Below are 15,936 nucleotides of genomic sequence, written 5' to 3'. Positions count from 1 at the left end.
CTTAATCACTTGATAACATTGTGTCACCGGACCGCTATTTGGCAATTACCCAAGCCGGGACTTGTGATATTCCCGGAGCTTTACCCTTAGATAGGAGTCAAAAGCAGGCGGTTGAGGCGCGCCACGAAGCTGGCGGGGTCATTGAGGCCCCCTTGCTCGGTGAGTTGCGCCTGCTCCAGCAACAGCTCTGCCCACTGAGCGAAGGTTTGTTCATCCTGCACTGCCGCCATGCGCTGCACAAGGGCATGCTGCGGATTCACCTCCAGGATGAACTTCTGCGCCGGCACCGGCTGACCGGCCGCCTGCATCAGTTTCATCATCTGGGTGCTCATGCCGTAGGCATCGGTCACCACACACGACGGTGTCTCGGTCAGACGGTGGCTGATGGTCACCTTCTTCACCTTGTCGCCCAGGGCGCTCTGCAGCCGTTCCACCAGGGAGGCGAACTCCTTCTGGGCTTCCTCGTGCTGCTTACGGCTTTCCTCGTCTTCCAGCTCGCCCAGGGCCAGATCGCCACGGGTGACGGAGATGAGCTGCTTGCCATCGAAGTCGGAGAGGTGGCTCAACAGCCATTCGTCCACCCGATCCCACATCAACAGGACTTCCACGCCCTTCTTGCGCAGCAGCTCCAGGTGCGGGCTGTTCTTGGCGGCGGCATAGCTGTCGGCGACTATGTAGTAGATCTTCTCCTGCTTCTCCTTCATGCGGGAGACATACTGCTCCAGGGAGACATTCTGCACGTCGCTGTCGTTGTGGGTGGAGGCAAAGCGCAGCAGCTTGGCGATCTCCTCCTTGTGGCCATAGTCTTCCGCCGGCCCTTCCTTGAGCACATTGCCGAACTCGTTCCAAAACAGCTGATACTTGTCGGCATCGTCCTTGGCCAGCTTGGCCAGCATGCCCAGTACCCGCTTGGTACAGGCCTTGCGCAGCTGGGCGGTGACCTTGTTGTCCTGCAGAATTTCCCGGGAGACGTTCAGCGGCAGATCGTTGGAGTCCAGTACCCCCTTGACGAAGCGCAGGTAGGTGGGCATGAACTGCTCGGCGTCATCCATGATGAACACCCGCTGCACATACAGCTTGAGGCCATGCTTCTGCTCGCGGTTCCACATGTCCCAGGGGGCCTTGGTGGGCACATACAGCAGGCTGGTGTACTCCTGGGTGCCTTCCACCCGGTTGTGACTCCAGGCCACCGGATTTTCAAAATCGTGGGACAGGTGCTTGTAGAACTCCTGGTACTCCTCGTCGGTGATCTCCTTGGGGCTGCGGGTCCACAGGGCGGTGGCGCGGTTGACCTGCTCCCAATGGCCTTCGGTGGCCGGGATGGCGTTCTCGCCCTCCCCTTGGGCGGGCTCGCCCTCCTTCCACAGCTCGACCGGTACGCTGATATGGTCGGAATACTTGCCGATGACGCTGCGCAGCTGCCAGTCATCCAGGTATTCGTCTTCACCTTCCTTGAGGTGCAGGATCACATCGGTGCCGCGCCCAGCCTTGTGGACATCCTCCACGGTGAAGCTGCCGGTACCGTCTGATTCCCAGCAGACGCCGCGATCGGCGCTCTGACCGGCGGCCCGACTCACCACAGTCACCTTGTCCGCCACTATGAAGGCGGAGTAGAAGCCCACGCCGAACTGGCCGATGAGCTGGGAATCCTTGGCCTGATCGCCGGAGAGGTGGCTGAAGAACTGGCGGGTGCCGGATTGGGCTATGGTGCCCAGGTGTTCGATGGCCTCGTCACGGCTCATGCCGATGCCGTTATCCGAGATGGTCAGGGTACGCTTGTCCTTGTCGATGTGCAGGCGGACACGCAGCTGGCCGTCATCTTCAAACAGGCTGGCATCGGAGAGGGCCTTGAAGCGCAGCTTGTCGGCGGCGTCCGAGGCGTTGGAGATGAGCTCCCGCAGGAAGACTTCCTTATGGGAGTAGAGGCTGTGGGCCATCAGGTTAAGCAGCTGCTTAACTTCGGTTTGAAACCCGTGGGTTTCCTTGTGAACGGCTTCTGTCATCTTCTGTTCCTTCGATGAAAGCGTGACTAAACGACAGAAGCCTAGATGGGGCCACCCGGAGGGATTTCAAGGGGCCAACAGCGTCACCGAACCTGTTCGGTGAAAAAATCATCACTCCAGGAGACGACGACCACTCAGGGAATGAGACAGGGTGGTGCCGTCCACCAGCTCCAGCTCGCCGCCCACCGGCACACCGTGGGCGATGCGGGTGACCTTGACGCCCCGCTCCCGCGCCAGGTTGGCGATATAGAACGCCGTGGCTTCCCCTTCGATGGTGGGGTTGGTGGCCAGGATCAGCTCCTCGAGCGGCTCCGCATCCAGCAACTGGGCCAGGCGATCCAGCCCCAGCTCGGCGGGACCTATGCCATCCAGCGGCGACAGGTGCCCCATCAACACGAAGTAACGGCCGCTGTACAGATGGGTCTGCTCCAGCGCCGCCAGATCCGCCGGTGTCTCCACCACGCACAGCTGACGCACCGCCGCCCGCTTGGGATTAGCGCAGATCTCGCAAAGATCCTGTTCGGTGAAGGTGCGGCAATGCCGGCAGTGGCCGATCTCGCTCATGGCCCTGTCCAGCACCTTGGCCAGGCGCTGTCCCCGGGGACGCTCCCGCTCCAGCAGGAAGAAGGCCATGCGCTGGGCGGACTTGGGGCCTATGCCGGGCAGCACCTGCAACTCCCGGATCAATTCATCAAGCAGAGGACTAAATTTCATCTCACAGACCTGTCTCACAGATTAAAAAGGCGGCTGACGCCGCCCTCTTATAACTCAAGATGGGGATTAGAAGGGCATCTTGAAGCCCGGGGGCAACTGCATGCCGCCGGTGAGTTCGGCCATCTTGGTCTTGTTCTGCTCTTCGACCCGACGCACGGCATCGTTGAATGCGGCGGCCACCAGATCTTCCACCATCTCCAGATCGTCTTCCACCAGGCTGGGGTCGATGGCCACCCGCCGCACGCTGTGACTGCCGGTCATGGTGACCTTCACCAGACCCGCACCCGCTTCGCCGGTGACTTCCATTTGGGCCAGCTCTTCTTGCAGCTTCTGCATGCGATCCTGCATCTGCTGCGCCTGTTTCATCAGATTGCCAATTCCACCTTTTCCAAACATCTCATCGCTTCCGAATCGGGGGCCCGACAGGGGCCGTTAACAGGATTTGAGTGGCTGGATACTATCAGCATCCAGCTCGGCGCCAAAGCGCTCAATCATAAATTGCACATGGGGATCCGCCGCCAGGGCCTGCTCCGCCTGATGGTGCAGCGCCGCGTAACGCTGCCGCTCAATGTGCAGCGGTGTGGGCCGCTCCGGCCCCGCCAGATTGACCTGCAGCTGCACCGGCTGGCCCAGGTGAGCGCCCAGCTGGCTAGCCAGCTCCTGGATGGCCCGCTCGCTCACCAGGTGCCTGTGCTCCGGCGAGAGCAGCAGGCGCCAAGGCTGGCCGCTCATGTCGCAGCTGGCGTTCAGGCACAGCTGGCGCAAGCGGCCCCGGATACCGGCCGCCACCATCAGCTCGGCCCAAGGATCGCCGCAGTCCCGCAGCAGATCATCGCTCTGCCACAGCTCGCCAGCCTCGCCGTCCGCCTCATTCACCGCCGGCGGGGCCTGAGTTGGTGCCGACGTGAATGTCTTGGCTGGCGGTGGTGACAGTGAAGCGGGTGACATCGGGGCCTGTCGCGGCCCCTCAGGCTTTGGGGGTGACGGCTCCTGCGGCGTGCTCGCCGGGGCGGCCGACTCGGGCTCCCCCTGACTCACCAGATCCTCGTAGGCACTGAGGGGAATATCGTCCCAGGGGGGCGGTTCCAACCCACTGGCGGGTGTCGTCTGCGGTTTAGACTGTGCCACCGGGGCGCCGCGTTCTGCCCTCGCCGTCGTCCCATCAACGGCGGTCTCGGCCGGGGTCGCCGGGCCACGCACCGGAGCGGGCCGCGTCACAGGATCCGGCTGTGACAAGGCCACACGCGGCGTATCGCGGGGCTGCGGACTTGGCTCGGCAGCCTCGCCCTGACGCTGGCTGCGCAGTCGGTTACGCAGCTGCAGCATCTTGGCCAGCCCATCGCTGCCGCTCGTCTGGCCCGCCTCCTCCGGTTTGGCTGCCGCCTCAGGCAATGGGGCATTGGCAAACCCACTCGGTGACGGCGCGGCACCGTCTGGTGAGGTGCTCACCACCTCAGGTGTTGTGCTGGCGACAGCCGGTTCAGAGACCATGGTTGTGGTGAGGGATGAGGGTGTCGGCACCCTCTCCTGCCGCCAGCGATCCGCCTCGGCCTCAAGCTGTGCCTGCTCGTCGATCAGCGGCTGTAGCACCTGAACCTCTTCCGCCACGCTGTCGAGCACAGCGGGTTCATGGGCGAGCGCCACTGACGGCGCACTCAGGTTGGAAGTCGAACCGAGCGAGCCGCGCGATGACGGGACCGCCTCGGCGTGCAGGGGGCCACTGCGCTGCGGCACCTGAGGCGCTGAAGCCGTCTCAACGCTGGCAGGAGCAAAGGCCAGCATGCGCAGCAGGCTCATTTCCAGACCCGCCCGGCCATCGGGGGCGAAGGGCAGCTCCTTGCGACCGGTGAGCGCCATCTGGTAGTACAGCTGCACATCCTGTGGCGCCAGGCGAGCCGCCAGCTGCTGCACCTCGGCGCCATCGCTGGCCAGGGTATCGGGTGAGCTGCCCAGTAACTGGGTCAGGGCAATGCGGTGCAGCAGGCCGGCCAGCTCGGCATGCAGCTGGTCGAAGTCGGGCCCCAGGCTGCAGATCTCGGCGATCTTGGCCAGCATGGCCGCGCCGTCGCCGTCTGCCAGATGGTGCAGCAAGCCATGAAGATGACGCTGATCCAGGGTACCCAGCATGCTGAGCACCTGGTCGCGGTGTACCTGGCCATTGCCATAGGCCAATGCTTGATCCGTGAGGCTCAGGGCATCCCGCATGCTGCCATCGGCGGCCTTGGCCAGCAGCGGCAGGGCCGCTGGCTCGAAGGGCTGCCCCTCCGCCTCCAGAATGTGTGCCAGCTGGGACACTATCTGCTCACGACTCAGTGACTTGAGATGAAACTGCAAGCAGCGGGAGAGGATGGTAATGGGCAGCTTCTGGGGATCCGTGGTGGCCAGCACGAACTTCACGTACGGCGGCGGCTCCTCCAGGGTCTTGAGCAGGGCATTGAAGCTGTGGCGGGAGAGCATGTGCACCTCATCGATGAGGTACACCTTGAAGCGACCACGGGCCGGGCGGTACTGGACGTTGTCCAGCAGCTCCCGGGTATCCTCCACCTTGGTGCGGGAGGCGGCATCAATTTCCAGCAGATCGACGAAGTTGCCCTGTTCGATCTCCCGGCAGCTGTCGCACTGACCACAGGGCTGGCTGCTGATGCCGGTTTCACAGTTGAGACACTTGGCCAGGATGCGGGCTATGGTGGTCTTGCCCACCCCCCGGGTACCACTGAGCAGATAAGCATGGTGCAACCGCCCCTGATCCAGGGCGTGGGTCAGGGCGGTCAGCACATGCTGCTGCCCCACCATCTCGTGAAAGTTGCGTGGCCGCCATTTTCTGGCCAGTACCTGATATGCCATGGCTTATGCCTGCTCCCTCTCTCTGACGCCGACCTTACTCGCCGTCAAACTGCACCATGCTCAGCACCTTGACCCCCATCCGGGTCAGGCGCGCCTCGCCCCCCAGAGCGGGCAAGGAGATGACAAAGGCGGCATCGTCCACCACGCCGCCCAGACGGCGCACCAGCTTGACCGCCGCCTCGACGGTGCCGCCGGTGGCCAGCAGATCATCGATGACCAGCACCCGTTCGCCGGGTTCAATGGCATCCACATGGATCTGCAGGCAATCCTGCCCGTACTCCAGCTCGTAACTCTCCTCGATCACCTCGCGGGGCAGCTTGCCGGGCTTGCGCACCGGCACAAAGCCCAAGCCCAGGGCCGCGGCCACCGGCGCACCAAAGATAAAGCCCCGGGCCTCCGTGCCCACCACCTTGTCCAATTTGCAATCGCGATACTGCTCAACCAGCAGATCTATGGTCGTTTTAAAGGCCTCGGGGTGCTCCACCAGGCTGGTGATGTCCCGAAACAGTATCCCAGGCTTGGGATAATCGGGAATGGTCTTGATGCAGGACTCGAGGTAGGCAAGGGTTTCAGCGTTCATAACAGCACCGTGTAACATAAAAACAAAGAGCCCGACCAGACGTCGCAAGACGTCGGTGAGGCTCAGTCACGTTTTGCCGCCATAGCTTATCAATGGTCTTGGCCAATGCAACCCTTGGCGCAGAAAAGGGAGACCCGACACGGCTCGCCAGACTCCAATGAAGCGACGATTGATTTTTCAATGACCTATCTCCGTAAACCGGCAGACCGTGCTGGAGAGCCAGGCGGAGTATTTGGCATACTGAACAAGCCAAAACAAGGATGCCCTATGCCCAGATACGATAAACCGCAACCGCCCTCCCCCGAATCCCAGGCCGAAGCCGAGCGTATCGCTCGGGCCACGCAAAAACCCGGCCAGACCAAGGAGCAGACCCGCCTGATAGCCCAGGGTATTCAAAAAGGCATCGAAGAGTACAAGCGACAACAAAAGGCCAAGGCGCGGGAGCGGGACAAAGCCAAGAAGCGACTAAGCAACGCGGCTATCGAGCCGACTGAGGAGGCGCCGGAGCTGGACAACAGCCCTGCGTCGCAGGCTCAGCCCCGTAGCACCAGCTGGTTGCCCTGGAGCCTATTGATCGTCAGCTGGTTATTGTTTGCCGTGCACCTGGCACTGGGCCGCTAAGGCAAGGGCCGGGGTCTGGGCGACAGCCACAGCGGCTCAAAACAGCCGTTGACGTAACGCACCTCCACATCCTTGACCTGTGGCCAAAGCTTGTGGGCCGACCCCGCCACCAGCACGAAGCGATAGGACTGCTCACCTATCTTGCCATTCACAGTCCCGGCGATGGTCCCCAGCACGGTGACACTGCGGCCCGGGGCATAGAGGCTGGGATCCAGCAAGCCTGGCAGGTGGGCCAGAAAACGGCCCTCAGATTTTTCTTGCTGTTGCGGCACGCCGTTGGCCTTGAGTGGCAAGAGCACCACTTCCAGCTCGGTCTGCTCCGCCAGGACCCGGGTGGCGGCAATCACACCGCTCCAGCGTACCGGCTGGCCCTTGGCCGAGTCAGGATGTTGACTCACAGTCGAATAGGGCAGCAAGGCGCTTTCTGGTTCATAGCTAAGCTCATCGGGGACGGACACACAGCCGGTCAGCCACACCAGCGCTAACAGGATCAGCCACGACTTAGGCATAGAGATCAACCTGAATGAGGGATTGCAACTGCTCACGGCGCTCCTGACGCGCCACCGTCTGATACGCGGCCACGGCACGGCTCTCGCGGCCGGAGGGCTGGTCATAGCGCAGACGGGCGGCGGCGGCCACCGCATCGGGATCCACTTGCAGGATCCCAGGGTTGGTCGTAGCACCGGTCGCCGCCTGAACCTGGGGCGCCTGGGTAGCACTGCGCCCGGCATCCAGGCCGGTGGGGCTAATAAGTGCCGAGGTATGAAAGTCGGTGGCCGCTAGCGCCATGGTCACTCCTGATCACTGCTCGGGCTAATTATTCACGGCCCGGCAGTTTTTTCCAAGTCACCTTGTCACGTAAATAGACGGGCTGTGCCAACGCGGCCTCACAGGCCAATCCCTGCTGCCAGGCCAAGCTAGCCAGCGGCAGCATGGCCGCAGCGTCCGGCAGCTCGGCCCCCAGGCCCGTCAGTTGGTTGCGCAAGGGACTCAGCGCCTCGGCATAGGCGGCCCAACCCGTGCCGGCCCCAAGCCAGCCGCCACTGCCGGCGGCCAGGTTGGCCAACCCCTGCCGTACCGCCACCTCGGGAGGCAACACCGCCTCGTCCCCTTGCAGCACCATGGTCTCCCCCATCCGGCGATAGGCGCCAAAATAGACCTCACCCATGCGGGCATCGATGGCACAGAGCACCTGCTCGGCCTGGCTGTCCAGCCAACAGCGCTGGGCCAGTACCGCCAGGTTGGAGATGCCGATCAAGGGCTTGTCCGCTCCCAGCGCCAGTCCCTGAGCGATCCCCACGCCGATGCGCACCCCGGTAAAAGAACCCGGCCCTCGCCCAAAGGCGATGGCATCCAGCTGAGCAAGCGACACCCCGGCCTCGGCCAGCAGGCTCTCCACCATGGGCAGAATGAGGCGGGTGTGGCCCTGGGGCGCCACCTCATAACGGCTCAGGGTGGTTTGCCCCACCAACAGGGCGGCGGAACAGGCTTCGGTGGCGGTATCAATGGCCAGTATCTGGGTCATGGGCATTCTCACGGCTAAGGGGGCTGGCATTGTCACGATTTGCCAGCCAAAAGTCATCGATTCGTTGCAAGTCACGGCTACGGGGCATGGGCGGCAGGCTGCCAAGGAACACCTGACCATAGGGGCGCTGCACCAGCCGGGGATCGCAGAGGATCAGTACCCCCTTGTCCTGACCATCACGGATGAGCCGCCCCACTCCCTGCTTGAGGGCGATCACCGCCTCGGGCAGCTGCAACTCGCCAAAGGGATCACGGCCCTGCAGCCGGCAATCTTCACTGCGGGCCTTGAGCAGGGGATCATCCGGCGAGGCAAAGGGCAGCTTGTCGATGATGACGCAAGACAGCGCCGCACCCTGCACGTCCACCCCTTCCCAGAAGGCGCTGGTGGCCACCAACACGGCGCGACCGTTCTCCACGAAGCGCTGCAGCAAGCCCTGCTTGCTGTCCTCCCCCTGCACCAGCACGGTCCGCCCCAGCTCCCGGCGCAACACCTCCGCCACCTGGTGCAGGCTCTGGTAACTGGTACACAAGAAGAAGATGCCGCCGGGCACCTGGTTGATCACAGGCCACAGTCGCTCGGCCAGCAAGGTGCCACGGCGGGCGTAACCGGTATCCGGCAAGCCGCGCGGCACACACAAGAGGGATTGCCGGCCGTAATCAAAGGGGCTCTCCAGCAGCAGGGCCTCGGCCTGGGCCAAACCCAGTTGCTGGCGAAAATGGTCGAAGGCGTGGTTGACCGTGAGGGTCGCCGAGGTGAACACCCAACTGCTGCCGGGCTTCACCACCTCCTGGGCGAAGCGCTCCGCCACCGACAGCGGCGTGCGGTTGAAGCTAAAGTGCAGCTTGCTGGTGTCATACCAGTAGGCCGCCCCCAGGGTTTCCACCGCCGTCAGCCGCTCCAGCCGGCCCTGATACTCCAGCATGCGTTCGAAGCAGTGGTCGAGCCGCTCACCACGCCCCAGCGCCAGCTTGAGCACCTCATACACCAGCTGAACCGTGTCTTTAAGTCGGCCCAGCAGACGCTGGGCGTTGGGGTCCGCCAGCCATTGCCGCAGATTGCCGCGACCACCTTCAACCCCAAAGGCCAGGCGACAATCCTGGCACGCCAGCAATAGGGCCTCGGCGCACCGCCCCAACTGCGCCATGTCCGGTGCCTCGCTGCGATAGGCGGCCTTGATCTCGTCGGCCAGCTCCATCAGCTGCCGACTGGCCAGCCGCTCGCCGAAATAGTCGCTGGCGATGTCCGGCAGTTGGTGCGCCTCATCGAACACATACAGATCGGCTTCGGGCATCAGCTCGGCAAATCCCGTGTCCTTGACCACCAGATCGGCGAAGAACAGGTGATGATTGACCACCAGCAGCTGGGCCTCCATGGCCCGCCGCCGCGCCTTGACCAGGAAGCACTCCTCGTAACGGGGGCACTCCCGGCCCAGACAGTTGTCATTGGTGCTGGTGATGAGGGGCAGTATGGGCGCCTGCTCCTTGAGACCGGTGAGCTCCCCCAGATCGCCACTCTTGCTGACGATGGCAAACTGTTTGACCCGCGCCAGATCCGCCAGCACCTCGGCACTCTGATCCCGAGCCTCAAGCAACAGCTGATCCAGACGATAGTGACACAGATAGTTGGCCCGCCCCTTTAGCAGGGCGATGGGCTGGCTGTAGGCCATGGCAGTGAGCAGGCGCGGTAGATCCCGGTTATACAGCTGCTCCTGTAGCGCCTTGGATCCGGTGCTGATGATGACCCGCTTGCCGGACGCCAGGGCCGGCACCAGATAGGCGTAGGTCTTGCCGGTACCGGTGCCTGCCTCCACCAGCAAGGTGCCCGCCTGATCGATGGCCCGAGCCACCGCCTCGGCCATCTGCAGCTGGGAGATTCGGGGAGAAAAACCGGGCAAGGCACGGGCCAACGGGCCATCGGCACTAAAAAAGTCGCGGATCACAGGACATCCCTTGGGACAACAGGGGGGCGATTATAGGAAAAAGCGGGGGCAGGACAAAGCAAAGCGCGTATCGGCCACTAGATATAGAGATCCACGTGCTCCTGGCCATCCTTATCGGTTTTCACTTCGGTGTCGGACTCGACGTCGTCTGGCACAGCAGAGGCCTCCTCTTCCTGGGCATGGGGTTCGGGATGATATTCATCCTGCGGCCCCCGCTCCTGCGGGTCTCTATGGGTCTCCACGTGACGCAGCTTGGCCTCCGGCGTGATATGCGCCACGTCCTTATTGAACTCGCCGCTGCCGGGCTTGATGGGTGCCCGTGGCAGTATGCTGAAGAGCAGATCCTGATTGGGCATGATGTATCTCCTGTGCTGTACCTTCATTATCGGCCGCGCTGACCAAACTTTGAGCATTTCCGTACGGATTTGCCGGGCAGCACGACTGGCTTGCATTTTTTTGCCAGCCCTGTATCGTTGGGGCCTATCGAACAAGGAAAGGGTTAGACGCCATGCGAGCACAGCTCCTGAACACTATTCATCATCACCACCATCATCCCGAATAGTCTTTCAGGAGGGTGACTGCTGGAAGACACGAAAGTGAACTTCCAGGCGGCGCCAGCCACAGTTACAAAACCCTCGGAAGATCACGACTTCCGAGGGTTTTTTCATTTAACAAGGATCAAAAAATGGATAGCAAACGCCTGCGTATCGCGATGCAAAAATCTGGCCGCCTGAGCCAGGACTCCCAAGCCCTGCTCAAGAGCTGTGGCCTCAAGATCAACCTGCGGGAAGACCGCCTCATCGCCCACGTGGAAAACATGCCCATCGACATTCTGCGGGTGCGGGATGACGACATCCCGGGCCTGGTGATGGACGGCGTGGTGGACCTGGGTGTGGTAGGCGAAAACGTGCTCGAAGAAACCATGCTGGAGCGCGCCCGCATGGAGATGCCGGTGGACTACAAGGTGCTGCAACGCCTGGACTACGGCGGATGCCGTCTCTCCTTGGCCGTGCCCCAGGAGCAGGTCTGGGAAGGCGTCGCCAGCCTCAACGGCAAGCGCATCGCCACCACCTATCCCAACCTGCTGACCCGTTACCTGGCCGAGCGCGGTGTCAAATACAAGCCGGTGCTGCTGACCGGCTCGGTGGAAGTGGCCCCGCGGGCCGGCCTGGCCGATGGCATCTGCGATCTGGTGAGCTCAGGTGCCACCCTGGAGGCTAACGGCCTCAAGGAAGTGGAGATCATCTATCAGTCCAAGGCGGTGCTCATTCAGACCTGCAACGAGTTGGATCCGGCCAAGCAGCAGATCATCGATACCCTGATCCCCCGCCTGCAGGGCATGCTGCAAGCCCGCGAAAGCAAATACATCATGCTGCACGCCCCCAAGGACAAGCTGGCCGAGATCAGTGCCCTGATGCCCGGCGCCGAAAACCCCACCATCATGAACCTGGCCGGTGACACCAATCACGTGGCCATGCACGTGGTTTCCACCGAGACCCTGTTCTGGGAAACCATGGAGAAGCTCAAGGACCTGGGTGCCAGCTCCATTCTGGTGTTGCCCATCGAGAAGATGATGGAGTAAGGAGGCGTCATGCGTATCGTCAACTGGGCCGAACTGAGCCCGCAGGATCGCCGCACGCAGCTGACCCGACCGGCCATGAATCAGGCCGCCGACATCAGCGCCACCGTGCTCAACATCCTGACCAACATCCGCCGCGAAGGCGACAAGGCCCTCAAGGAATACACGGCCGCCTTCGACAAGGTGCCCGATGGCAAGATAGTCCTGACTCAGGCCGAGATAGACGCGGCGGCCGATGCGGTCACCCCGGCCATGCAGCAGGCCATCCGTCATGCCTATGACAACATAGCCCGCTTCCACGCCGCCCAGCAGATGGCGCCCCTGGTGATGGACACCCAGCCCGGCGTGCGCTGCGAGCTGCACACCCATGCCATCGGCCGGGTCGGCCTCTATGTGCCCGGTGGCAGCGCGCCCCTGGTGAGTACCGTGCTGATGCTGGCGGTGCCCGCCAAGCTGGCCGGCTGCCGCAAGGTGGTGCTCTGCTCCCCGCCCCCCATCGCCAACGAGATACTGTTTGCCGCCCGCCTGTGCGGCGTGAGCGAGATCTACACCATGGGTGGTGCCCAGGCCATCGCCGCCATGGCCTACGGCACCCAGACGGTACAGAAGGTGGACAAGATCTTCGGCCCTGGCAACGCCTGGGTCACCGAGGCCAAGCGTCAGGTCAGTCTGGATGTGCGTGGTGCCGCCATCGATATGCCCGCCGGCCCCTCCGAGGTGCTGGTGATCGCCGATGACAGCGCCAATCCGGAGTTTGTCGCCGCCGATCTGCTCTCCCAGGCCGAGCATGGCCCTGACTCCCAGGTGGTGCTGGTCACCCCCAGCATCACCCTGGCCAAGGCGGTGGATGCGGCGGTGGAACGTCAGCTGCAGACCCTGTCCCGCGCCGACATCGCCCGTAAGGCCCTGGCCGAGAGCCTCACCATACTGTGTGGCGACATCAAGGAGGCCTGCATCATCTCCAACGAGTACGCGCCTGAGCACCTGATCGTGCAAACCAGCGCGCCGCGGGAGCTACTGCCATGGCTCGAAAACGCCGGCTCCATCTTCCTGGGTGCCTGGACCCCTGAGTCCGTCGGGGATTACGCCAGCGGTACCAACCACACCCTGCCCACCTACGGTTATGCCAGAACGGCCTCCAGCCTGGGGCTGGCGGATTACCAGCGCCGCTACACTGTGCAGGAGCTCTCCGCCGAGGGCCTCAAGGGCCTGGGGGACACCGTCATTGCCATGGCCAACGCCGAAGGTTTGGATGCCCACCGCCAGGCGGTGGTGCTGCGGATGGCAGAAATCAACGCCCAGGAGCCTTCAGCATGAGCAAGACCTTGACCCAACTGGCCTGCCAACGGGTGCAGGCTTTGACCCCCTATCTGTCCGCCCGCCGCATCGGTGGCAAGGGCCACGTGTTTTTGAACGCCAACGAGGCGCCCAAGGCCGAGCAGTACGAGCTCGATTGCAGCCGACTCAATCGCTATCCCGAGTGCCAGCCGCCGGAGGTGATCCGCCGTTATGCCGCCTACGCCGGCCTCACCGCCGACCAGGTACTGGTGAGCCGTGGCTCTGATGAAGCCATCGAGCTGCTGATCCGCACCTTCTGCGAGCCAGGCGAAGAAGAGATCCTCTTCTGCCCGCCCACCTACGGCATGTACAGCATCAGCGCCGAGACCTGTGGCGTGGGCATGCGCACCCTGCCGCCCCTGCCGGACTTCCAGCCGGACGTGCCCGCCATTTTGGCGGAGCTCTCCCGCGGCAAACCCATCAAGGTGCTGTTCTTCTGCTCCCCCAACAACCCCACCGGCACCCTGGTGGCGCGGGAGAAGCTGATCCCCATCCTGGAGGCTACCGCCGGCAAGAGCATAGTGGTGGTAGACGAGGCCTACATAGAGTTCTGCCCCGAGGCCAGCATGGTGGACTTGATCCGTCACTATCCGCATCTGGTGATCACGCGCACCCTGTCCAAGGGCTTCGCCCTGGCCGGCCTGCGTTGTGGCTTCACCCTGGCCAATCCGGAGGTGATCAATCTGCTGCTCAAGGTGATCGCCCCCTATCCCATCCCGGAGCCCGTGGCCCAGATCGCCGCCCAGGCCCTGAGCCCGGAAGGGCTGGACACCATGCGCAGCCGCGTGGCCTGGCTCAACCGCTTGAAGGCGGAACTCAAGGCCGAACTGGCCCAGCAGCCCTGCGTGCAGTCGCTGTTCGATGACCACGGCAACTTCCTGCTGGCGCGGTTCGACAGCGGCAGCGCCCTGTTCGCCGCCATGGTGGACGCCGGCATCATACTGCGGGATTTTGGCAGCAAGCCCATGCTGGAGAATTGCGTGCGCATCACCATAGGTGACGAGGCCGAAATGGCCGCCGTCTTGGATGTGCTCAAGCGCCTGTAAGCCAAGGAGTCAAAGTGAACAAGGAACGCATACTTTTTATCGACCGGGATGGCACCCTCATCGAGGAACCCGTCACCGACAAGCAGGTAGACCGGCTGGACAAGCTGCGCTTCGAGCCCATGGTGATCCCCGTGCTGCGTGAGCTGCAGGCCGCCGGCTTCAAGCTGGTGATGGTCACCAACCAGGATGGCCTGGGCACCGACAGCCTGCCGCTGGAGCACTTTCAGCCGCCCCATGACCTGATGATACACCTGTTTGAATCGCAGGGTGTGCACTGGGAAGAGGTGCTGATCTGCCCGCACTTCCCCACCGACGACTGCACCTGTCGCAAGCCCAAGCTGGGACTGGTCAAGCCCTGGCTGCAGAGCGGCCGCATCGATCACGCCAACAGCTATGTGATCGGCGATCGCCTCACCGACATCCAGCTGGCCGAGAACATGGGCATCACTGGAATTCAATACAATCCAGAGACTTGCAACTGGACTCAGATCCGTGACCGCCTGCTGGGCCATGGCCGCCAGGCCCAGGTGATCCGCAACACCAAGGAGACGCAGATCGAGGTGAAGGTGGATCTGGACAAGCAGGGTGGCAACCAGATTGCCACCGGCATCGGCTTCTTCGATCACATGCTGGATCAGATCGCCACCCACGCCGGCTTCCAGCTCAAGTTGGCGGTGAAGGGCGATCTGCACATCGACGATCACCACACGGTGGAAGACGTGGGTCTTGCCCTGGGCGAGGCCCTCAAGCAGGCCCTGGGCAACAAGCGCGGGATCGGCCGCTTCGGCTTCGTGCTGGCCATGGACGAAGTTCAGGCCAAGGTCGACGCCTTCCCCGAGTCCCTGGTGGAGCAAGAGGTGCGGGCCGCGCTGGATCTCTCCGGCCGCCCCTTCTTCGTGTTCCGCTGTGATGCCGACTTCGGCCGGGACACTGTGGGCGAGATGGCCACCGAGATGGTGCCCCACTTCTTCCGCTCCCTGTCCGATGCCATGGCCATCACCCTGCACCTGACGGTCACCCCGGGCAACACCCACCATCAGGTGGAGGCGCTGTTCAAGGGCTTCGGCCGGGCCCTGCGCCAGGCCATCCGGGTCGAGGGCACCGAGCTGCCCTCCAGCAAGGGAGTTCTCTAATGGCACAACAACAGGTCGTCATCATAGACACTGGCTGCGCCAACCTCTCCTCGGTACGCATGGCCATCGCCCGCCTAGGCGTGAACGCCGAGGTGAGCCGGGATGCCGCCACCATCGAGGCTGCCGACAAGCTGATCCTGCCGGGAGTAGGCACCGCCAAGGCCGCCATGGCCAACCTCAACGAGCGGGGCCTGACCGAGCTGGTGCGGGCCGCCAAGCAGCCGCTGCTGGGTTTCTGTCTGGGCATGCAGATGCTGGCCCAAGCCTCCGAGGAGCACATGGGCGGTGAGACCGACATCCCCTGTCTGGGGGTGGTGCCGGGCAAGGTGAAGCTGATGCAGGTGGGCGACCTGCGCCTGCCCCACATGGGCTGGAACCAGGTGGAGCATGACGGCAGCCATCCGCTGTTTGCCGGCATCCCCAGCGGCAGCTACTTCTACTTCGTCCACTCCTATGCCCTGGAGGTGACGGACGCCACCCTGGCCCGCTGTGACTACGGTGGTCCCTTCACCGCCGTGGTGGGCCGGGACAACTTCTTCGGCGCCCAATTCCACCCGGAACGCTCCGGCAAGGTGGGGGCGCGGCTCATTCAAAACTTCCTGGACATGTAAGAG

The 15,936-nt window shown here is 63.2% G+C and carries 16 protein-coding genes and 1 other annotated feature; of the genes, 6 read left to right on the top strand and 10 right to left on the bottom strand.

From position 1 onward, the window contains the following. Nucleotides 1-86: 86 nt before the first annotated feature. The 5 genes from htpG to apt all read right to left on the bottom strand — a co-directional run bounded on the left by htpG (nucleotide 87) and on the right by apt (nucleotide 6,141). Complete coding sequence (gene htpG / locus ABD847_RS00770) at nucleotides 87-2,003, bottom strand: molecular chaperone HtpG (protein WP_345009082.1); 1,917 nt, start codon at nucleotides 2,001-2,003, stop codon at nucleotides 87-89. Nucleotides 2,004-2,114: 111 nt separating this feature from the next. Next, entirely contained in the window at nucleotides 2,115-2,717 is a 603-nt protein-coding gene (recR, locus tag ABD847_RS00765) for a recombination mediator RecR (RefSeq protein ID WP_345009080.1), read from the bottom strand. A 66-nt stretch (nucleotides 2,718-2,783) separates the two neighbouring features. Continuing rightward, nucleotides 2,784-3,113 carry a YbaB/EbfC family nucleoid-associated protein gene (locus tag ABD847_RS00760; RefSeq protein WP_345009078.1) on the bottom strand — a complete coding sequence of 110 codons (330 nt, stop codon included), beginning with the start codon at nucleotides 3,111-3,113 and terminating at the stop codon, nucleotides 2,784-2,786. Nucleotides 3,114-3,149: 36 nt separating this feature from the next. Continuing rightward, nucleotides 3,150-5,561, bottom strand: coding sequence for a DNA polymerase III subunit gamma/tau (gene dnaX, locus ABD847_RS00755; RefSeq protein WP_345009076.1), 2,412 nt, complete (start codon nucleotides 5,559-5,561; stop codon nucleotides 3,150-3,152). Between the two features lie 34 nt (nucleotides 5,562-5,595). Beyond that, complete coding sequence (apt, locus tag ABD847_RS00750; RefSeq protein ID WP_345009074.1) at nucleotides 5,596-6,141, bottom strand: adenine phosphoribosyltransferase; 546 nt, start codon at nucleotides 6,139-6,141, stop codon at nucleotides 5,596-5,598. A gap of 267 nt (nucleotides 6,142-6,408) precedes the next feature. Here apt and ABD847_RS00745 point away from each other — a divergent pair, with 267 nt between their 5' ends. Then, the gene (locus tag ABD847_RS00745) at nucleotides 6,409-6,762 is read left to right on the top strand and encodes a DUF2956 domain-containing protein (protein WP_345009072.1); all 354 of its coding nucleotides are present in this window, start codon (nucleotides 6,409-6,411) and stop codon (nucleotides 6,760-6,762) included. Here ABD847_RS00745 and ABD847_RS00740 read toward each other — a convergent pair. The 5 genes from ABD847_RS00740 to ABD847_RS00720 form a co-directional block, all read right to left on the bottom strand. Continuing rightward, nucleotides 6,759-7,271: a Slp family lipoprotein gene (locus ABD847_RS00740; RefSeq protein ID WP_345009070.1), complete on the bottom strand. Its 513-nt coding sequence runs from the start codon at nucleotides 7,269-7,271 to the stop codon at nucleotides 6,759-6,761. The two genes, ABD847_RS00745 and ABD847_RS00740, sit on opposite strands and share 4 nt — an antisense overlap. Further along, a complete protein-coding gene (locus ABD847_RS00735; protein WP_345009068.1) occupies nucleotides 7,264-7,551 on the bottom strand; it encodes a hypothetical protein in 288 nt (95 codons plus the stop codon). The genes ABD847_RS00740 and ABD847_RS00735 overlap by 8 nt, the downstream gene beginning before the upstream one ends. A 28-nt stretch (nucleotides 7,552-7,579) precedes the next feature. Next, nucleotides 7,580-8,293 carry a tRNA (adenosine(37)-N6)-threonylcarbamoyltransferase complex dimerization subunit type 1 TsaB gene (gene tsaB / locus ABD847_RS00730; RefSeq protein WP_345009066.1) on the bottom strand — a complete coding sequence of 238 codons (714 nt, stop codon included), beginning with the start codon at nucleotides 8,291-8,293 and terminating at the stop codon, nucleotides 7,580-7,582. Then, nucleotides 8,265-10,226, bottom strand: coding sequence for a DNA repair helicase YoaA (gene yoaA, locus ABD847_RS00725; RefSeq protein WP_345009065.1), 1,962 nt, complete (start codon nucleotides 10,224-10,226; stop codon nucleotides 8,265-8,267). Before yoaA ends, tsaB begins: the two co-directional genes overlap by 29 nt. Before the next feature lie 77 nt (nucleotides 10,227-10,303). Continuing rightward, a complete protein-coding gene (locus ABD847_RS00720; RefSeq protein WP_345009063.1) occupies nucleotides 10,304-10,582 on the bottom strand; it encodes a hypothetical protein in 279 nt (92 codons plus the stop codon). 181 nt (nucleotides 10,583-10,763) lie between these two features. Next, nucleotides 10,764-10,894 (top strand) — a sequence feature (His leader region). Nucleotides 10,895-10,911: 17 nt separating this feature from the next. Here ABD847_RS00720 and hisG point away from each other — a divergent pair. The 5 genes from hisG to hisH are packed head-to-tail and all read left to right on the top strand — an operon-like array spanning nucleotide 10,912 to nucleotide 15,933. Further along, nucleotides 10,912-11,808, top strand: coding sequence for an ATP phosphoribosyltransferase (gene hisG / locus ABD847_RS00715; RefSeq protein WP_345009061.1), 897 nt, complete (start codon nucleotides 10,912-10,914; stop codon nucleotides 11,806-11,808). Nucleotides 11,809-11,817: 9 nt separating this feature from the next. Beyond that, entirely contained in the window at nucleotides 11,818-13,122 is a 1,305-nt protein-coding gene (gene hisD / locus ABD847_RS00710; RefSeq protein ID WP_345009059.1) for a histidinol dehydrogenase, read from the top strand. After that, the gene (gene hisC / locus ABD847_RS00705) at nucleotides 13,119-14,189 is read left to right on the top strand and encodes a histidinol-phosphate transaminase (RefSeq protein WP_345009057.1); all 1,071 of its coding nucleotides are present in this window, start codon (nucleotides 13,119-13,121) and stop codon (nucleotides 14,187-14,189) included. The genes hisD and hisC overlap by 4 nt, the downstream gene beginning before the upstream one ends. A 14-nt stretch (nucleotides 14,190-14,203) precedes the next feature. After that, on the top strand, nucleotides 14,204-15,322 hold the full coding sequence (gene hisB / locus ABD847_RS00700; RefSeq protein ID WP_345009055.1) for a bifunctional histidinol-phosphatase/imidazoleglycerol-phosphate dehydratase HisB: 1,119 nt from the start codon (nucleotides 14,204-14,206) through the stop codon (nucleotides 15,320-15,322). Then, complete coding sequence (gene hisH, locus ABD847_RS00695) at nucleotides 15,322-15,933, top strand: imidazole glycerol phosphate synthase subunit HisH (protein ID WP_345009053.1); 612 nt, start codon at nucleotides 15,322-15,324, stop codon at nucleotides 15,931-15,933. The genes hisB and hisH overlap by 1 nt, the downstream gene beginning before the upstream one ends. The last annotated feature ends 3 nt before the right edge of the window (nucleotides 15,934-15,936 follow it).

The organism is Pseudaeromonas paramecii (genome assembly GCF_039540575.1).
GTDB lineage: Bacteria > Pseudomonadota > Gammaproteobacteria > Enterobacterales > Aeromonadaceae > Pseudaeromonas > Pseudaeromonas paramecii.
This window is presented reverse-complemented; position numbering and strand designations above follow the sequence as displayed.

Bases quoted from the DNA above. Each gene is read 5' to 3' on its own strand.
- ABD847_RS00745 (WP_345009072.1), top strand. From the start codon at position 6,409: ATGCCCAGATACGATAAACCGCAACCGCCCTCCCCCGAATCCCAGGCC.
- ABD847_RS00760 (WP_345009078.1), bottom strand. From the start codon at position 3,113: ATGTTTGGAAAAGGTGGAATTGGCAATCTGATGAAACAGGCGCAGCAG.
- tsaB (WP_345009066.1), bottom strand. From the start codon at position 8,293: ATGCCCATGACCCAGATACTGGCCATTGATACCGCCACCGAAGCCTGT.
- apt (WP_345009074.1), bottom strand. From the start codon at position 6,141: ATGAACGCTGAAACCCTTGCCTACCTCGAGTCCTGCATCAAGACCATT.
- htpG (WP_345009082.1), bottom strand. From the start codon at position 2,003: ATGACAGAAGCCGTTCACAAGGAAACCCACGGGTTTCAAACCGAAGTT.
- ABD847_RS00720 (WP_345009063.1), bottom strand. From the start codon at position 10,582: ATGCCCAATCAGGATCTGCTCTTCAGCATACTGCCACGGGCACCCATC.
- dnaX (WP_345009076.1), bottom strand. From the start codon at position 5,561: ATGGCATATCAGGTACTGGCCAGAAAATGGCGGCCACGCAACTTTCAC.
- hisD (WP_345009059.1), top strand. From the start codon at position 11,818: ATGCGTATCGTCAACTGGGCCGAACTGAGCCCGCAGGATCGCCGCACG.
- hisG (WP_345009061.1), top strand. From the start codon at position 10,912: ATGGATAGCAAACGCCTGCGTATCGCGATGCAAAAATCTGGCCGCCTG.
- hisC (WP_345009057.1), top strand. From the start codon at position 13,119: ATGAGCAAGACCTTGACCCAACTGGCCTGCCAACGGGTGCAGGCTTTG.
- ABD847_RS00735 (WP_345009068.1), bottom strand. From the start codon at position 7,551: ATGGCGCTAGCGGCCACCGACTTTCATACCTCGGCACTTATTAGCCCC.
- hisH (WP_345009053.1), top strand. From the start codon at position 15,322: ATGGCACAACAACAGGTCGTCATCATAGACACTGGCTGCGCCAACCTC.
- recR (WP_345009080.1), bottom strand. From the start codon at position 2,717: ATGAAATTTAGTCCTCTGCTTGATGAATTGATCCGGGAGTTGCAGGTG.
- ABD847_RS00740 (WP_345009070.1), bottom strand. From the start codon at position 7,271: ATGCCTAAGTCGTGGCTGATCCTGTTAGCGCTGGTGTGGCTGACCGGC.